The following is a 14,945-nucleotide window of genomic DNA, read 5'->3' as shown; positions in this document are numbered from 1 at the left end:
ATGTCCTCTTCCTGTGCTCTTTGCGGCGCCTCTGGCGCCGTATCTCCCGTGGCTGTCGCGCCGCTGGATGTCTCTGTTGATCTCTGCATCTCCTGTGAAACCGGTGTTTCGGATGGCCCGCAGGACGGTCCCCATTGGCAGTGTCTTCATGAGGCGATTTGGAGCACGGAACCTGCGGTGCAAGTCCTGGCGTGGCGTCTGCTCAAAGCGCTGCCGGAGGCCCCTTGGGCGCGGGACTTGCTCGACATGGCCTATCTGGAACCAGAAGTGCAGGGCTGGGCAGAGGCTGGTCTGAGTGTGGGGGAGGATACGGTCATCCATCGCGACAGCAACGGCGCGTTGCTCACTTCGGGTGACACCGTGGTGCTGATCAAAGACCTGCCCGTAAAAGGCGCTGGTTTCACAGCCAAACGGGGCACCGCTGTGCGCAACATCTCTCTGGTGATGGACAATCCCGAGCACATCGAAGGCCGGGTCGAAAGCCAGCGGATTGTGATCCTGACCAAGTTTGTGAAGAAGAGCTGAGGCAGGTCGGCCTCAGACTTCCATCCAGATGGTCACCGGCCCGTCATTGGTCAGCGAGACCTTCATATCGGCGCCAAATTCCCCGGTCTGCACCGGCACCACCTCACCAAGCTTTTGGGCAAATAACTCATAAAGTCGTTTACCGTCTTCCGGCGCAGCTGCGGTGGAGAATCCCGGCCGATTGCCGCTGCGCGTGTCCGCCGCCAGTGTAAACTGGCTAATCACCAAAGCACTGCCGCCAATATCGGCCACCGACTTGTTCATCTTGCCGTTTTCATCGTGAAAAATCCGGCATTTGGCCACTTTGGCAGCAAGCTTCTCCACCTGTGCTTCGGTGTCGCCTTGCATCGCACAGATCAGCACCATCAATCCCTGCCCACATTGGCCAATCACGGCGCCATCCACGCGCACCTGCGCCTCACTCACCCGTTGCAACAAAGCCCGCATGTCACCCTCCCAATTTTGCGCGACCCTGCGACAGGCGCGCAACCGGTGCAACCCCGCTTTCTCATTCCAGAAATATCTCGGGTGAAGGGGCAGCTCTGCTGCACCGAGGGCAGAGCCCTTCTGCGCGACTTTTTGGCTGTGCTACCGCTTGGGGCCTTGCATGACGATACAGGTGGTCGAACCGGTGGCATAAAGCTTGCCATCTTCAACCCCACGCACCTCGCCTACGGAGATCCCTGTAGAGCGTCCGACATGCTGCACTGTGCCCACCGCATGCACCGTCATGCCAACCGGGATCGAGCGCAGAATGTTGATCTTGTATTCCAGCGTTGTGTAAATTTGCCCGGGCTGCAGCATCGTCTGCACCGCGCAGGCCATGCAGCTGTCCAAAATAGTCCCGTACCAGCCACCATGCACCGTGCCGATGGGATTCATGGTGGAGAACTCCGGTGTGCCTTCAAAGGTCACCGTGCCTTCATCCGCCACAATCGGTTTGAACCCCAGCGTCTGGCCAATCGGTGGCCCCGCCAACTCACCGTTGATGATGCCGCGCATAAACGCCAACCCGCTCATCGACAGGATGGTGTCCATCGAGGCCAGTTGTTCAACAGATGTGGCGTAGTGATGTGCGGTCATAAAAACGGCCTCCTTTGACAGTGCAAAGAAGGCCGCAAAATTGTCTGCGTCTCAAGAGGGGCAGAGCGGCTGTTACGCCACGTTTTCCAGTTTCACCGCCGGGGTCACGCCCAAAGCGTGGCACACATCGCGGGTCAACTCAGGCCGGTTCAGCGTGTAGAAGTGCAGGCTGTCCACGCCTTCGTCCAACAGTTCAGAGCACATTTCGGTGCAGACCGCGGTGGCTAGCAGGTCTTCGCGGTTGTCCCGTTCTGCCTTCTCAAAAGCGTCGATCAGCCAGGCCGGGACAGAGGTGCCACAGCGTTCGGCAAATTTGCGCACGCCTTTCCAGTTTTCAATCGGCAGTACGCCGGGCAGGATCGGTGCGTCGATACCTGCTTTGGCGCAGGCATCGCGGAAGCGCAGGAATGTGTCTGCCTCAAAGAAGAACTGCGTTATCGCCTCGTTTGCACCCGCGTCGATCTTGCGCTTCAGCCACTCCACATCGGCTTGCATGTCCGCCGCTTCCGGGTGCTTCTCCGGATAGGCGCCCACGCGGATAGTGAACTTGCCAGTGTCGGCCAGCGCCTCGATCAGCTCCACGGAATTGGCAAAGCCCTCTGGATGCGGCACAAACCCGTTGCTGCCTTTGGGCGGATCACCACGCAGCGCCACCAGCTCAGACACACCCGCCGCCGCAAAGCCTTCCGCAATTTCCAGCGTTTCTGCCTTGGAGGCATTCACACAAGTCAAATGCGCCGCCACATTCAGGCCGGAGGATTTGTGCAGGGTCGCGACTGCCTCGCGGGTCAGGTCTCGGGTGGTGCCGCCAGCGCCGTAAGTCACGGACACAAAACGTGGATTCAGAGGGGCCAGAGATTGCACCGTGTCCCACAGCCGGAAAGACGCCTCCAGATTTTGCGGCGGGAAGAATTCAAACGAAACTTGAGGCGTGGTCATAACGGGCATCCTGTAACTTGCGGTTGTCCTCATGTCCCACACATGGCATCTTTACGCAAATTCATAATACTCAAGAAGGTCATGAGCCGAACATGAAGATGCACATTGAATTCCGCCACCTGCGCACCGTGCGGGCGATCCACGAATGTGGCGGTCTGGCCCGTGCCGCCGATCAGCTCAACATCACGCAGTCGGCTTTGTCCCACCAGATCAAAGGTTTGGAAGAACAGGCGGGGGTGGAGCTGTTTGTGCGTCGCTCCAAACCGATGAAGCTCTCCGCCGCAGGGTTGCGTCTCTTGCGGCTGGCCAATCAGGTGCTGCCGGAGGTCGAAAAACTTGAAGCGGAATTTAATGGTTTGCGCGAAGGCAGTTCTGGTCGCCTGCATATCGCCATTGAATGCCACGCCTGTTTTGAATGGCTGTTCCCTGTGTTGGAGCAATTCCGCAAAAATTGGCCAGACGTGGATGTGGACATTCGCCCTGGTCTTGCCTTTGACGCCATGCCCGCGCTGCAAAAGGAAGAGGTCGATCTGGTGGTAAGTTCCGACCCGGAAAACCTGCCCAATGTGTCGTTCAGCCACTTGTTTGACTATGCGCCGGTGTTTGTGGCGTCCTCTTCGCATCCTCTGGCGCAAAAGGCCTATGTCGAGGCTGAGGATTTTCGTGGCGAGACCCTGATCACCTATCCGGTGGAACGCTCGCGTCTGGATGTGTTTTCGCAGCTGCTCACCCCGGCCAAAGTGGAGCCGGGTTCGGTGCGACAGGCCGAACTCACCGCCGTGATCCTGCTGCTGGTGGCTTCAAACCGGGGCGTGTCGGTCTTGCCGGACTGGGTGGTGCGCGAGGTTAAGTATTCCTCGGACTATGTGACCCGTCCAATCACGGACAAAGGCCTGACCCGCGCGCTGTTTGCCGCCACGCGCACCGAGGATCTGGACAAGCCATACATGCAGGATTTGATTCAATTAGCAGGCGAAGAAGCGCGCCGATTGCAATCTGCATAAACCATCTGGTGAGACCTTTCTGATATTTCTCCCCCTGAACAATCTGGGCCGTCACGTCCATGTTGTTGTGTAACGGTTCATCAGTTTAGGGGGTGGAGTTTCTCCCAGCGCGCATTTGATCCCTGCCAGGGTCGCGGCGCGGGCGGCTCCAGATTTGTTCATGCCGACTACGTTTAATGCGATCTCTGTTGGTCAACTGGCTGACATCGACACCAACGAAGGCAATACCACCGCAGAAAATGCGTCTGCGCTGGTTGGGCTGACCTTTGGTGGACCCGGGGACGCCCTGGTGAACGACTTTGTCGAGGTGTCCTCTGTTGGGGATGTTGGCTCGTTTTACGACATGGACAACAGTCCCAACGATCGCTTCACTGTCGACGGCGGCAGCCCGCAGACCTTTGACGGCACCGCCGTCTACAATGCCACAATCACCTATGTGGATGGCACCACCGCCACCTATACCGCCGTTCTGTTTCAGGACACCAACGGCAACGCCTATTTGGCGCCGGAGTTTTCGGACAACGCGGATCAAGCGGCGCTGGAAGCGGGGCCAATCCAATCGATTAGCCTCGATAGCCTGCTGGGCAACCGCTATTCCGGTCTAACCTCAAGCCGCGAGGAATGGGACTTTGTGCCATGCTTTGTCGAAAGCACCAAGATCATCACCCAGAAAGGCGAGCGTCCGGTGGAAGAGCTGGAGCCAGGCGACATGATCCTGACCATGGACCATGGATTTCAGCCTCTGCGCTGGATTGGCCGTCGCACCGTGCCCGCGCGCGGTGCCTTGGCGCCCATCCGCTTTGCACCGGGCGCGCTTGGCAATGACGTGGCGCTCATGGTGTCCCCGCACCACCGCATGATGTTGCGCGGCTGGCGTGTGGAAGTGAACTTTGGCGAAAGCGAAGTGCTGGTCCCGGCGCAGGCGCTGATCAATGGCGACACGGTTGTGCAGGTCGAAGGTGGCGACGTCACCTATCTGCACCTGCTGTTTGACTGCCACGAAATCATCTACGGCGGCGGCATTCCCAGCGAGAGCTTTATGCCGGGCGAACAAGGCCTCTCCTCCATGGCGCAGGCGGTGCAGGATGAAATCTACGAGCTGTTCCCCGAGTTGCTGAGTGAAGGCCTGCATGTCTACGGCGAGGATGCTCGCCCGTCTTTGAAAGCCCGTGAGGCGCGGTTGCTGGTGCATTAACTCGCCGCACCTTGTGTTTACGCGGGGCAGGAGCACAAAACCCCCACCTCCGCGAAACAGTCGTGATACCGACACAATACCGACGTGGTTTTTGGCTTCTGCCAATTCTTAATCACCGCCGTTGCGCCGAAACGAAGTCAGATCAGTTTCACCAGCTGTTTGCCCTTGTTTCCGCCTTTCAGCAGGGAGCGGAACGCTGCAGGCGCATTTTCCAGTCCTTCGGCAATGTCCTCGCCATAAGCAATTTCTCCGGCGGCCAGTTTTGGCCCGACGTCGCGCAGGAAATCGCCATAGCGGTCATAGTGGTTGGAGATGATAAAGCCGTTTACGGACAGTTGGTTAACAAGGATTGTGCGCCACAAGCGAGGCCCTGTCAGGCTCTCCATCGCCGCGTCCGCCCCCAGCCCGCCAGCGTTGTACCAAGCGATCATGCCACAAAGCGGGATACGCCCGCCGACATTCATCAACGGCAGCACCGCATCTAACAGCTTGCCGCCCACGTTTTCGAAATAGATATCAATGCCTTGCGGGCATTCCGCGGCCACCGCCTTGCGCAGGTCGCTGGCGGTCTCATAGGCCTTGTGATCAATGCAGGCATCAAACCCGTAAGTCTCTGTCGCCTTTGCACATTTTTCAGCACCACCGGCAATGCCAACCACGCGCAGCCCCATGGATTTGGCAATCTGCCCCACCATCGACCCAACCGGTCCCGTTGCCGCACCCACAACCAGCGTCTCGCCTTCTTTGGGTTTGCCCAATTCGGTCAGCCCGTACCAGCCAGTGAAGCCGGGCATCCCCATCACGCCAAGCGCCGTGGTGATCGGGGCCAAGTTAGGGTTAAGCTTTTGCATTTCATGGCCTTTTGCCACGCCATGGGTAGCCCAGCCAAACATGCCAAGGGCAAAATCACCGGGCGCAAAGTCTTTATGGTTAGACGCGATCACCTCGCCCACAGCGCCGCCGCCCATGGTCTCGCCAATCTGCACTGCGGCGGAGTAGGATTTCGCATCGTCCATCCGCCCACGCATATAAGGATCAAGCGACATATAGTGCACTCGCACCAGCACTTCTCCGTCGCTAATCTCGGGGACATCCACTGTTTCTAAACGGAAATTCTCGTCCTGCGGTTCACCTGTCGGGCGGCTGGCCAGCACCATGCGCTGCATCTGATCTGTCATTTGGGTATCCTCCAAAGCTTTGACGTCAGCTTGGTCGGCACACCGCTCTCTGGCAAGGGGCGGCGGTTTTTAACCAGTTTTTGTGACGCGGCGTTTCCTTACCGGCGCAATAGGCCCTATAAGGCCTTGGCAAAAAGGGATTACGGGCGTATACGCGCGCTCTGTGTCAAAAGGAGCCGTGCCATGCCGGGCAGCGCAAATCTGAACATCATGATGAAGGCCGCTCGCAAAGCGGGGCGGTCGCTGGTCAAAGACTTCCGTGAAGTTGAAAACCTCCAGGTGTCGACCAAAGGGGCAGGCGACTTTGTCAGCCGCGCCGACATTGCGGCCGAGGAAATCCTGAAAGAAGAGTTGCTGGGCGCGCGTCCGACCTATGGATGGATTGCCGAGGAAGGTGGCGAGATTGCGGGCAAAGATCCAACCCGCCGCTGGATTGTTGATCCGCTGGATGGCACCACCAACTTCCTGCACGGTCTGCCGCACTGGGCGATCTCTATCGCTCTGGAACATAAGGGCGAAATCGTCGCGGGTGTGGTGTTTGACGCCGCCAAGGACGAGATGTTCTACGCTGAAAAAGGTGAGGGCGCCTGGCTGAACGACAGCCTGCGGATGCGTGTGTCTGGCCGTCACCGCATGATCGAGTCGATCTTTGCCACTGGCCTGCCATTTGCTGGCCGTGCCGACCTGCCGGAGACCCTGCAAGACCTCGCACGGATTTTGCCCGCGACCGCCGGTGTACGCCGCTTTGGCGCCGCGTCCCTGGATCTCGCCTATGTGGCTGCGGGTCGCTACGAGGGCTTCTGGGAGCGTAAGCTGCAGCCATGGGATGTGGCCGCAGGTCTGCTGATTGCGAAAGAGGCTGGCGCATTGGTTGAGCCAATGAACCCGGAAGGCAACATTCTGGAAGATGGCGAGATGATCGTGGCCAACGAGCCGATCTTCTCCACCTTCGCAAAAGTCATCCGCAACGGGTAACGTACGCTACCCTTACGCGGCTTTTGCACCACTGTGAAATTGAGAAACCTGGCCCCATTGGGTCAGGTTTTTTTGTCGGACGGATGATTTATCCCGTCGTGCCAGCCAAAAGGCGCAAACTCGCTGGGGTTTACGCCTTCCAGCGCGCCAATATTGACGCCGTAGACGTCCGGGCGTGAGCGGCGCTGGTGATGCGTGTAGATGCCACAGTTGCGGCAGAAGTAGTGTTTCGCGGTGCCGGTGCCCCAAGTGTACTGCGTTAGGCATTCATGACCTTTGACGACTGTTAAGTCTTCAAACTTTACATCCACATTGGGTACGGCCCGTCGGCGGCAAAAGGAACAGTCACAGAGCATGGCCTCGCTTGGGTCTTGGGCCAGCGTAACGCGCAGTTCTACAGAGCCACAGTGGCAGGTAAGTTTCTGACTCATCGACGTTTTCTCCTCACTCGGGGCACGGAACTCTGGCTCAATTTGTATTTGGCTTCGGGGTGTGGCGGATGGCCATGGGTCAGTTGCCAATAGCTTGTGCCGCCGCGTTTTAACCACGCAGGGATCGCAAGAACCGCCCCGACCACAAAACCACCCACATGGGCCCAATGCGCAACCCCGCCCCCCGCAGTGTCCACCGCCACGCCGTTAAACACCTGAAGCGCAAACCACAGGCCCAGCATGACCCAGGCAGGTATGGTGAAGATGCGGAAAATGATGATCAATATCAGCAGGATATCGACTTTTGCTTTGGGGAAGAGCAAGAGGTAGCCGCCCATCACCCCGGCAATGGCGCCGGAGGCGCCCACCATTGGGATTTGGCTGTCGGGATCGGCGGCAATCTGGGCAAAGTCCGCGCCGAGGCCCGACAAGAGATAGAAGATCAAAAAGCCGAAGTGGCCCATTTCGTCTTCGAGGTTGTCGCCAAAAATCCACAAAAACAGCATGTTGCCCAGCAGGTGCATCCAGCCGCCATGCAAGAACATGGAGGTCAGAAGCCCATGCAATTTGCGTCCTTCGGTGACTTCACCAGGCAGCAAGGCCCAGTCCTGAAAGAACTGGGCCAGCCGGAAGTTGTCCCCCATAATTGGCTGATAACTCAGAAAGATCCCGACGTTCAGGAGGATCAGCGCATAGACGACGTAGGGCGTGCGTCCGGAGGGATTGTGGTCGCGGATTGGAAACATGGCGCCAAGCTGCGGGGATTTGCGCGGAAGGTCAACTGCTCCCGCTCAAAAGCGCGGCGTTGCCACCGGCCGCGGTGGTGTCCACACAGACATGCCGTTCGCCCAACACCCGCGCTGCGTCTGGCCGTCCGGTGATCAGGGGTAGGATAGGTCCATCACGTCGTGCCAAGGCTTGATCGTAAGACCGTGCCTGGTCTGTGTCTCCCCACCAAAGCACGCCTGCGAACCCTTGTAACGTGGTGAGTGCATCTTCCGGAAGTTTTCCTGTGCACACAACCGCTTGCCCGCCAAGGCTCTGTACAACCTCGGCCTGCGCTTTGGCTGTTTTCTCACCTGGGCCCATGCACAGCAAAGGCTCTCGCGCATAGCTGGTCAAGCGGTTGGATTCACCGGTTGGCCCTGGCAGGGAAATGGTTGTGCCTTGGGTGCTCGCCTCTCTTTTGGCCTTGTCCAAAACAGATTGAGCAACATCGGCAGGCATAACGCCGTCCCATTTCCTTGATTGTTCAGTTGGCACCGCTGCAAAACGCGCGAGGTAGTGTGGGCCACCTGCTTTTGGGCCGGTGCCGGAAAGCCCTTCGCCCCCAAAGGGTTGCGAGCCAACAATTGCACCAATCTGGTTGCGGTTCACGTAGATATTGCCTGCTCTCACCCGATCGGCGACATGCTGCACCCTGTCATCAATCCGGGTCTGGAGGCCAAAGGTCAGCCCGTAGCCGGTGGCGTTGATCGCATCAATCACTGCGTCCAGTTCATTGGATTTGAAGGTGGCAACATGCAGAACTGGACCAAAGATTTCCCGCTCAAGATCGGCAATGCCATTCACCTTGATCAAGGTTGGCGCAATGAAGGTGCCGGTTTGTGGCGTGGGCAGCTGGAACATCACGCGCCCTTCGGCCTGGGCTTGTGCGATATGGTCGGCAATACCGCGCCGCGCGGTCTCGTCAATCACTGGACCGCTGTCGGTTGACAGCAACCATGGGTCACCCAACGAGAGTACTTTCATCGCGCCGGTCAGCATCTCCAGCAAGTTTTCGGCAATGTCTTCTTGCACATAGAGGCAGCGTAAGGCCGAGCAGCGCTGGCCTGCAGATTGGAACGCGCTCTCAATGATGGCTGTCACCGCTTGTTCGGGCAGGGCGGTGCTGTCGACAATCATAGCGTTCAGACCGCCAGTCTCGGCAATTAGCGGCGCACCTGGGACCATGTTGTCCGCCATTGTGGAGCGGATACGCAGCGCGGTGGCAGTGGAGCCGGTAAAGGCCACGCCATTCACTCGTGGGTCAGAGGTGAGCGCGGACCCAACAGTCGCGCCAGAGCCGGGCAGAAGTTGCAGCGCATCACGCGGCACACCAGCCTCATGTAGCAGCTTCACGGCCTCATGAGCGATCAGTGGCGTTTGGTCTGCAGGCTTGGCAAGCACAGCATTGCCCGCGGCCAGAGCGGCGGCCACCTGACCGGAGAAGATCGCCAGTGGGAAGTTCCATGGGGAGATGCAGGTAAAGATGCCCGCCGCTGGTGTGCTCGGTGCGTTGGCGCCGTAATAGCGCAGGAAATCAACCGCTTCGCGCAATTCCGCGACCGCGTCGTTGGGCGTTTTGCCCGCCTCGCGCGCCAGCAGGGCAAAGAGCGCACCATAGTTTGCCTCATATAGATCAGCGGCTTTTGCCAACACGGCGCCACGTTCCTCTGGAGATGCGCTCCAAGGCTTGGCCGCGCTCAAGGCGTTCTCTACGTCCGCTACGCTGGCATGCGCCACGGTGCCCGGGCTATCGGTTGGCAGAAATGGGTTGTCTACGGGCTGCGCCGCCTCCGGAGCGGGATCACTCGCCAACAACGGTGCGGCATTCCATTGCGTGTTGCGGAACGGCTCTCGCGCCGTATCTACTGCATTCAGCGTTGGTTTGTCGGTCAGATCGAACCCCTTAGAGTTCACGCGCTCCGGTTCAAAAAGTTCCGGCCCACGCGGCAGCTGCCCTTCGGTGGATTGCACCTGATCAAATGGATCGCTGGCGACGGTTTCGGCAGGGACCTCTTCATCAACAATTTGGTTAACAAAGGAGGAGTTCGCACCGTTTTCCAGCAGGCGTCGTACGAGATAGGCGAGTAGATCGCGGTGTGCACCCACAGGGGCATAAATCCGGCAACGGGTGCCTTGATCGTTCAGGACAATGTCATGCAGCGCTTCGCCCATGCCGTGCAAGCGCTGGAATTCAAAGGCAGATTTGTCCTCGGCCATATGCAGGATAGCTGCCACCGTGTGGGCGTTGTGCGTGGCAAATTGCGGGTAAATGCGGTCTGTCATACCGAGCAGCTTGCGGGCGTTGGCAATATAGGACACGTCGGTTGCGGCTTTGTTGGTGAAGACCGGGAAGCCGTCAATGCCTTCGACCTGTGCGCGTTTGACTTCGGTGTCCCAATAAGCCCCCTTCACAAGACGCACCATGATTTTACGGTCCAATTTTGCGGACAACTCGTAGAGATAGTCCAACGTCGCGCTTGCGCGTTTGCCATAGGCCTGCACCACAACGCCAAAGCCATCCCAACCGGACAGGGCAGGCTCGCTGAGCACGGTTTCAATTACATCTATGGAGATCGCCAGTCGGTCGGCCTCTTCGGCGTCGATGTTGAGGCCCATGCCGGCGGATTTCGCCAACAAGGCAAGAGAGCGCAGGCGCGGCACCAGCTCTTCCATGACACGCTGTTTTTGCGCAACCTCATAGCGTGGGTGCAGGGCGGAGAGCTTCACGGAGATACCAGGGTTGTCGCGTGTGTCCGCATGGGTGCAGGCAGAGGCAATGGCTGTGATCGCGCGGGAGTAAGCGAGGTGATAACGCATGGCGTCGGCGTCGGTTTTGGCCGCTTCTCCCAGCATGTCGTAGGAGTAGGTATAGCCCTTTTTCTCCATGCCTTCCGCACGTTTCATAGCAGATGTGATGGACTCGCCCAGCACAAACTGACGCCCCATTTCCTTCATCGCGCGGCCAACGGCGGTGCGGATCACCGGCTCTCCGAGGCGTTTCACAGCGCCACGCAACGTGCCGATCAGCCCAGTGTTTTGGTCATCCATAACCTTGCCGGTTAACAGAAGCGCCCATGTGGAGGCGTTTACCAAAGAAGAGGTGGACTGGCCGAGGTGCTTGCCCCAATCGGAGGGGGCAATTTTGTCTTCGATCAACGCGTCGATTGTATCTGCATCCGGCACCCGCAGTAGAGCCTCGGCCAAGCACATCAGCGCCACACCCTCATCGGTCGAGAGACCGTATTCCGCGAGAAAGACTTCCATCATGCCGGGGCTGGTTTCTTCGCGGATTTCGCGCACCAGAGAAGCCCCTTTGGCACAAATGGCGATGCGGTCCGCGCCGCTCAGGCCACTTGCCGCCTTTAAGTCCTCCACCAAAGGGGCTTCTTTGCGGTAAGTGCTGGTGTCGATCAGATCGCGCGCTGTGGTCATGGTGGTCTCCTGTTCTTTGCTCCAGTATACCTTTGCATTCGCGGGCCATTTGACTGATTGTTGGCTCATGGTTCATCATTGTGGCTGAAATTTTGGGTGTAGGCTGTGCAAAACGATAAGTTTGAGCTGGATCGGTATGACCGGTCGATTCTGGATGTTCTGGCGCGGGACGGCCGGATTTCGATTACCGACTTGGCAAAGGAAATTGGCCTCTCCAAAAGCCCAACACAGGCGCGTTTGCGGCGGTTGGAGAGCGAAGGGGTGATCACCGGTTACCGTGCTCTTCTGGACCCAATACGTCTTGGTCTGGACCATGTGGCCTTTGTCGAGGTGAAACTGTCAGAAACCCGCGAGAAGGCGTTGCAGGCGTTTAATGCCGCGGTGGCAGAAGTTCCCGAGATCGAACAGGCGCATATGATCGCCAGTCATTTTGACTATTTGCTAAAGGTCCGGACCACTAATATGGCCGCCTATCGTCATGTTCTTGGAGAGAAAATCTCTGCATTGCCCTATGTTGCCAGCACGTCGACCTACGTCGCTATGCAGGCGGTGAAGGAAACGGGCCTCGCGGAGATGTGACTTTGTTGGGATGCTTCCGCCGTGTCAGCATGAGGCATGAAACTCGCTCTTGCCCTTCTGTTTTCTGCCAGTACAGCCTTCGCTTCTGAGTGCCCGCAGGCGCCGGATCATTCTGATGCGGTTGATGCTTTGATTGCGCAAGTCCAAGTCGCGGACAACCAGCTGACCGCGCAGGAGCTTTCCAATGACATGTGGGCGTTCTGGGCAGATGCGCCGAACGAAACCGCGCAGGAAATTCTCGACCGCGGGATGCAAAAACGGTCTTCGTGGGACTTGCTGGGAGCGCGCGAGGATTTTGATCGATTGGTGACTTACTGTCCGGACTACGCCGAAGGGTATAATCAACGGGCGTTTGTGAACTTCCTGCGGCAGGATTTTGAGGCTGCTTTGCCGGATCTTGATCGCGCGATAGAGCTGTCTCCACGCCATGTGGCTGCCCTATCTGGCAAGGCGTTGACCCTTATTGGGCTGGGGCGTGAGGCGGAGGCGCAGGATGCTTTGGCGGCTGCGCTTGAACTCAATCCTTGGCTGCCAGAGCGCAGTTTGTACAAGCCGCCGCCAGTGAAAGAAGCGCCGGGCGAAAAGCTCTAGTCTTCCGCACTTTACACCGGACGCAAAGCGGCTATTGTCGCGCCGCTGACCTTGGTTGGCGTGTTGGTTGCCCGCGTGGTGGAATGGTAGACACAGGAGACTTAAAATCTCTAGGCCGATTATGGCCGTGCCGGTTCGAGTCCGGCCGCGGGTACCAGTAACCATCAAAAAAATGTAGAATTTCGGTCGGTTAGGTCCGGTTTTCTTTGCCGGATGCAATGCTGGCCACGATGAAACCCAGGATGAGCGCGACAAAAACACTGATGCCCAACATCAGCAGGGACGCGGAAACAACCGGGGGGAGCGCTTCAATAATGCTCCAGAATACGTTCAGAATGGCTTCCATTGATCAATCTCCTTTGGGTGCAACGCTTAGTGCACATCTTCATCTTGACCAATGAGGTAGCCTGAGTCGAGGGTTTCGACTTTGATCTTGGTCAGGCAATTGGGTGTCGAGTGGAGGTTGGAAGAAAAAGCGCGGCCGATTGACCGCGCTTTCTGATGTTTAGCTCTCGCGCTTGCCAGCGAATTTCTCTTGCCACTCTTCGCGCTCGTCATCGCTGATCTTGCGGAAGGTGACGTCTGGCACCGTGAAGGCATGGCCTGGCTGCAGCGTTTCCAGTGCGGCGGCAATGTCGTCTGGCCAACTGGTGTCATCAGACTGCATAGCCGCCATCAGTGTTGCGGAGGCATCCGGGATGAAAGGCGCTGAAATCACGGCATAAATCCGGATCAGATTGAGCGCGAGGCGGATTTGTGTAGCGGCTTTCTCCGGGTCTTCCTTGAAGGTGGACCATGGGGCCGCGGACTGCAGGTATTCGTTCCCGGCCACCCAGATCGCGCGCAGCTCCTGCGCCGATTTGCGCACTTCCATGGCCGTCATGTGGTCTTCGTAGGCGCGCATGCGGGTGGTCAGCTCGGCAATCAGGGCCTGTTCGGTTTCGCCAAATTCACCGCCTGCTGGCACCTCTTCGCCAAATTTGGAGCGGCAGAATTTTGTGACGCGGCTGACAAAGTTTCCAAGCACGTCTGCAAGGTCTTTGTTCACAGATTGCTGGAAGTTTTCCCAAGTGAACTCGCTGTCGGAGCTTTCTGGTGCGTGGCTTAGCAGCCACCAGCGCCAGTAGTCGGACGGCAGGATTTCAAGCGCCTGATCCATAAAGACGCCACGGCCGCGGGAAGTAGAGAACTGGCCGCCATCATAGTTCAAGTAGTTGAAAGATTTGATGTAATCCACGGCTTTCCAGGGTTCTTCGGAACCGAGAATGGTGGCTGGGAAGGAGAGCGTGTGGAATGGGACGTTATCTTTGCCCATAAATTGGGTGTAGGTTACGTCGTCTGCGCCTTTGTCGGTGCGCCACCAGCGCTCCCAATCTGCGCCTTTTCCAGCTTCAACCCATTCCTGGGCGCAGGCGATGTATTCGATGGGGGCGTCAAACCAGACGTAGAAGACCTTACCTTCCATGCCGGGCCAGTCCTCGCCGCCTTTCTTAACGGGCACACCCCAGTCCAGGTCGCGGGTGATGCCGCGGTCTTGCAGGCCGTCGCCGTCGTTCAGCCATTTGTTGGCAATCGAGGTGGTCAGCACGGGCCAGTCGGTCTTGCTGTCGATCCAGGCCTGCAGTTTGTCGCGCATTTGCGACTGACACAGGAACAGGTGTTTGGTCTCGCGTTCTTCCAGATCGGTGGAGCCGGAGATGGTCGAATACGGGTTGATCAGATCGGTGGGGTCGAGCTGCTTGGTGCAGTTGTCACACTGGTCGCCACGGGCGCTTTCAAAACCGCAGTTTGGGCAGGTGCCTTCGATGTAGCGGTCCGGCAAGAAGCGGCCGTCCGCGTTGGAATAAACCATCTTTTCAGAGACTTCACGGATCAGACCCATGTCGGCCAAGCGGCCTGCGAAGTGCTGGGTCAGCGCGTGGTTTTCCGGGCTGGAAGAGCGGCCGTAGTGATCAAAAGACAGGCGGAAGCCTTCGGCAATCTTGGTTTGAACGGCGTGCATTTCGGCGCAGTAATCGGCGACATCTTTACCCGCTTTGGCAGCGGCCAATTCAGCTGGGGTGCCGTGCTCATCGGTGGCGCAGAGGAACAGCACTTCGTGGCCGCGCGCGCGCATGTAGCGGGCGAACAGATCGGCTGGCAGTTGGCTGCCAACAAGGTTGCCGAGGTGTTTGATGCCGTTGATATACGGCAAGGCCGAGGTGATCAGATGGCGCGCCATGTGGGTGTCCCTTAACTGTTTCAA

At 58.2% G+C, this 14,945-nt stretch carries 15 protein-coding genes and 1 tRNA gene; 7 read left to right on the top strand and 9 right to left on the bottom strand.

Going from position 1 to position 14,945, the window contains the following annotated elements; genetic code table 11:
• Window positions 1-525, top strand: a complete 525-nt coding sequence (locus SIB92_RS07270) for an alkylphosphonate utilization protein (protein ID WP_412555164.1) — start codon at window positions 1-3, stop codon at window positions 523-525.
• A gap of 12 nt (window positions 526-537) precedes the next feature.
• On the opposite strand, the gene dtd is transcribed toward SIB92_RS07270, so the two are convergent.
• The 3 genes from dtd to metF form a co-directional block, all read right to left on the bottom strand.
• Window positions 538-972, bottom strand: a complete 435-nt coding sequence (gene dtd / locus SIB92_RS07265) for a D-aminoacyl-tRNA deacylase (RefSeq protein ID WP_412555163.1) — start codon at window positions 970-972, stop codon at window positions 538-540.
• Between the two features lie 141 nt (window positions 973-1,113).
• The gene (locus SIB92_RS07260; RefSeq protein ID WP_412555162.1) at window positions 1,114-1,608 is read right to left on the bottom strand and encodes a PaaI family thioesterase; all 495 of its coding nucleotides are present in this window, start codon (window positions 1,606-1,608) and stop codon (window positions 1,114-1,116) included.
• A 72-nt stretch (window positions 1,609-1,680) separates the two neighbouring features.
• Window positions 1,681-2,547 carry a methylenetetrahydrofolate reductase [NAD(P)H] gene (gene metF / locus SIB92_RS07255; protein WP_412555161.1) on the bottom strand — a complete coding sequence of 289 codons (867 nt, stop codon included), beginning with the start codon at window positions 2,545-2,547 and terminating at the stop codon, window positions 1,681-1,683.
• 98 nt (window positions 2,548-2,645) lie between these two features.
• Here metF and SIB92_RS07250 point away from each other — a divergent pair, with 98 nt between their 5' ends.
• Both SIB92_RS07250 and SIB92_RS07245 read left to right on the top strand, forming a co-directional pair.
• Entirely contained in the window at window positions 2,646-3,551 is a 906-nt protein-coding gene (locus SIB92_RS07250; protein ID WP_412555812.1) for a LysR family transcriptional regulator, read from the top strand.
• A gap of 160 nt (window positions 3,552-3,711) precedes the next feature.
• Entirely contained in the window at window positions 3,712-4,746 is a 1,035-nt protein-coding gene (locus SIB92_RS07245) for a Hint domain-containing protein (RefSeq protein ID WP_412555160.1), read from the top strand.
• Between the two features lie 137 nt (window positions 4,747-4,883).
• Here the strand turns inward: SIB92_RS07245 and SIB92_RS07240 are convergent, their stop codons facing one another.
• Window positions 4,884-5,924: an NADP-dependent oxidoreductase gene (locus SIB92_RS07240; RefSeq protein ID WP_412555159.1), complete on the bottom strand. Its 1,041-nt coding sequence runs from the start codon at window positions 5,922-5,924 to the stop codon at window positions 4,884-4,886.
• Between the two features lie 183 nt (window positions 5,925-6,107).
• Between SIB92_RS07240 and SIB92_RS07235 the strand changes: the two genes are divergently transcribed.
• Complete coding sequence (locus tag SIB92_RS07235) at window positions 6,108-6,899, top strand: inositol monophosphatase family protein (protein ID WP_412555158.1); 792 nt, start codon at window positions 6,108-6,110, stop codon at window positions 6,897-6,899.
• Between the two features lie 62 nt (window positions 6,900-6,961).
• Here the strand turns inward: SIB92_RS07235 and SIB92_RS07230 are convergent, their stop codons facing one another.
• From SIB92_RS07230 to putA, 3 genes are read right to left on the bottom strand one after another with little or no spacing between them, the layout of a single operon-like run.
• Entirely contained in the window at window positions 6,962-7,330 is a 369-nt protein-coding gene (locus SIB92_RS07230; RefSeq protein ID WP_412555157.1) for a GFA family protein, read from the bottom strand.
• The gene (locus SIB92_RS07225) at window positions 7,327-8,076 is read right to left on the bottom strand and encodes a rhomboid family intramembrane serine protease (RefSeq protein ID WP_412555156.1); all 750 of its coding nucleotides are present in this window, start codon (window positions 8,074-8,076) and stop codon (window positions 7,327-7,329) included. Before SIB92_RS07225 ends, SIB92_RS07230 begins: the two co-directional genes overlap by 4 nt.
• A gap of 31 nt (window positions 8,077-8,107) precedes the next feature.
• A complete protein-coding gene (putA, locus tag SIB92_RS07220) occupies window positions 8,108-11,530 on the bottom strand; it encodes a bifunctional proline dehydrogenase/L-glutamate gamma-semialdehyde dehydrogenase PutA (RefSeq protein ID WP_412555155.1) in 3,423 nt (1,140 codons plus the stop codon).
• Window positions 11,531-11,635: 105 nt separating this feature from the next.
• On the opposite strand from putA, the gene SIB92_RS07215 reads away from it, so the two are divergent.
• The 3 genes from SIB92_RS07215 to SIB92_RS07205 all read left to right on the top strand — a co-directional run bounded on the left by SIB92_RS07215 (window position 11,636) and on the right by SIB92_RS07205 (window position 12,857).
• Window positions 11,636-12,109: an Lrp/AsnC family transcriptional regulator gene (locus SIB92_RS07215; protein WP_412555154.1), complete on the top strand. Its 474-nt coding sequence runs from the start codon at window positions 11,636-11,638 to the stop codon at window positions 12,107-12,109.
• 36 nt (window positions 12,110-12,145) lie between these two features.
• A complete protein-coding gene (locus SIB92_RS07210) occupies window positions 12,146-12,700 on the top strand; it encodes a tetratricopeptide repeat protein (protein WP_412555153.1) in 555 nt (184 codons plus the stop codon).
• A 69-nt stretch (window positions 12,701-12,769) separates the two neighbouring features.
• Window positions 12,770-12,857: transfer RNA gene (locus SIB92_RS07205), tRNA-Leu, on the top strand.
• A 33-nt stretch (window positions 12,858-12,890) separates the two neighbouring features.
• Here SIB92_RS07205 and SIB92_RS07200 read toward each other — a convergent pair.
• The gene (locus tag SIB92_RS07200) at window positions 12,891-13,046 is read right to left on the bottom strand and encodes a hypothetical protein (RefSeq protein WP_412555152.1); all 156 of its coding nucleotides are present in this window, start codon (window positions 13,044-13,046) and stop codon (window positions 12,891-12,893) included.
• 159 nt (window positions 13,047-13,205) lie between these two features.
• On the bottom strand, window positions 13,206-14,921 hold the full coding sequence (gene metG / locus SIB92_RS07195; protein ID WP_412555151.1) for a methionine--tRNA ligase: 1,716 nt from the start codon (window positions 14,919-14,921) through the stop codon (window positions 13,206-13,208).
• Between the last annotated feature and the right edge of the window lie 24 nt (window positions 14,922-14,945).

It is taken from the genome of Shimia sp. MIT1388, assembly GCF_047124445.1.
Classification (GTDB): Bacteria; Pseudomonadota; Alphaproteobacteria; order Rhodobacterales; family Rhodobacteraceae; genus Shimia.
This window is presented reverse-complemented; position numbering and strand designations above follow the sequence as displayed.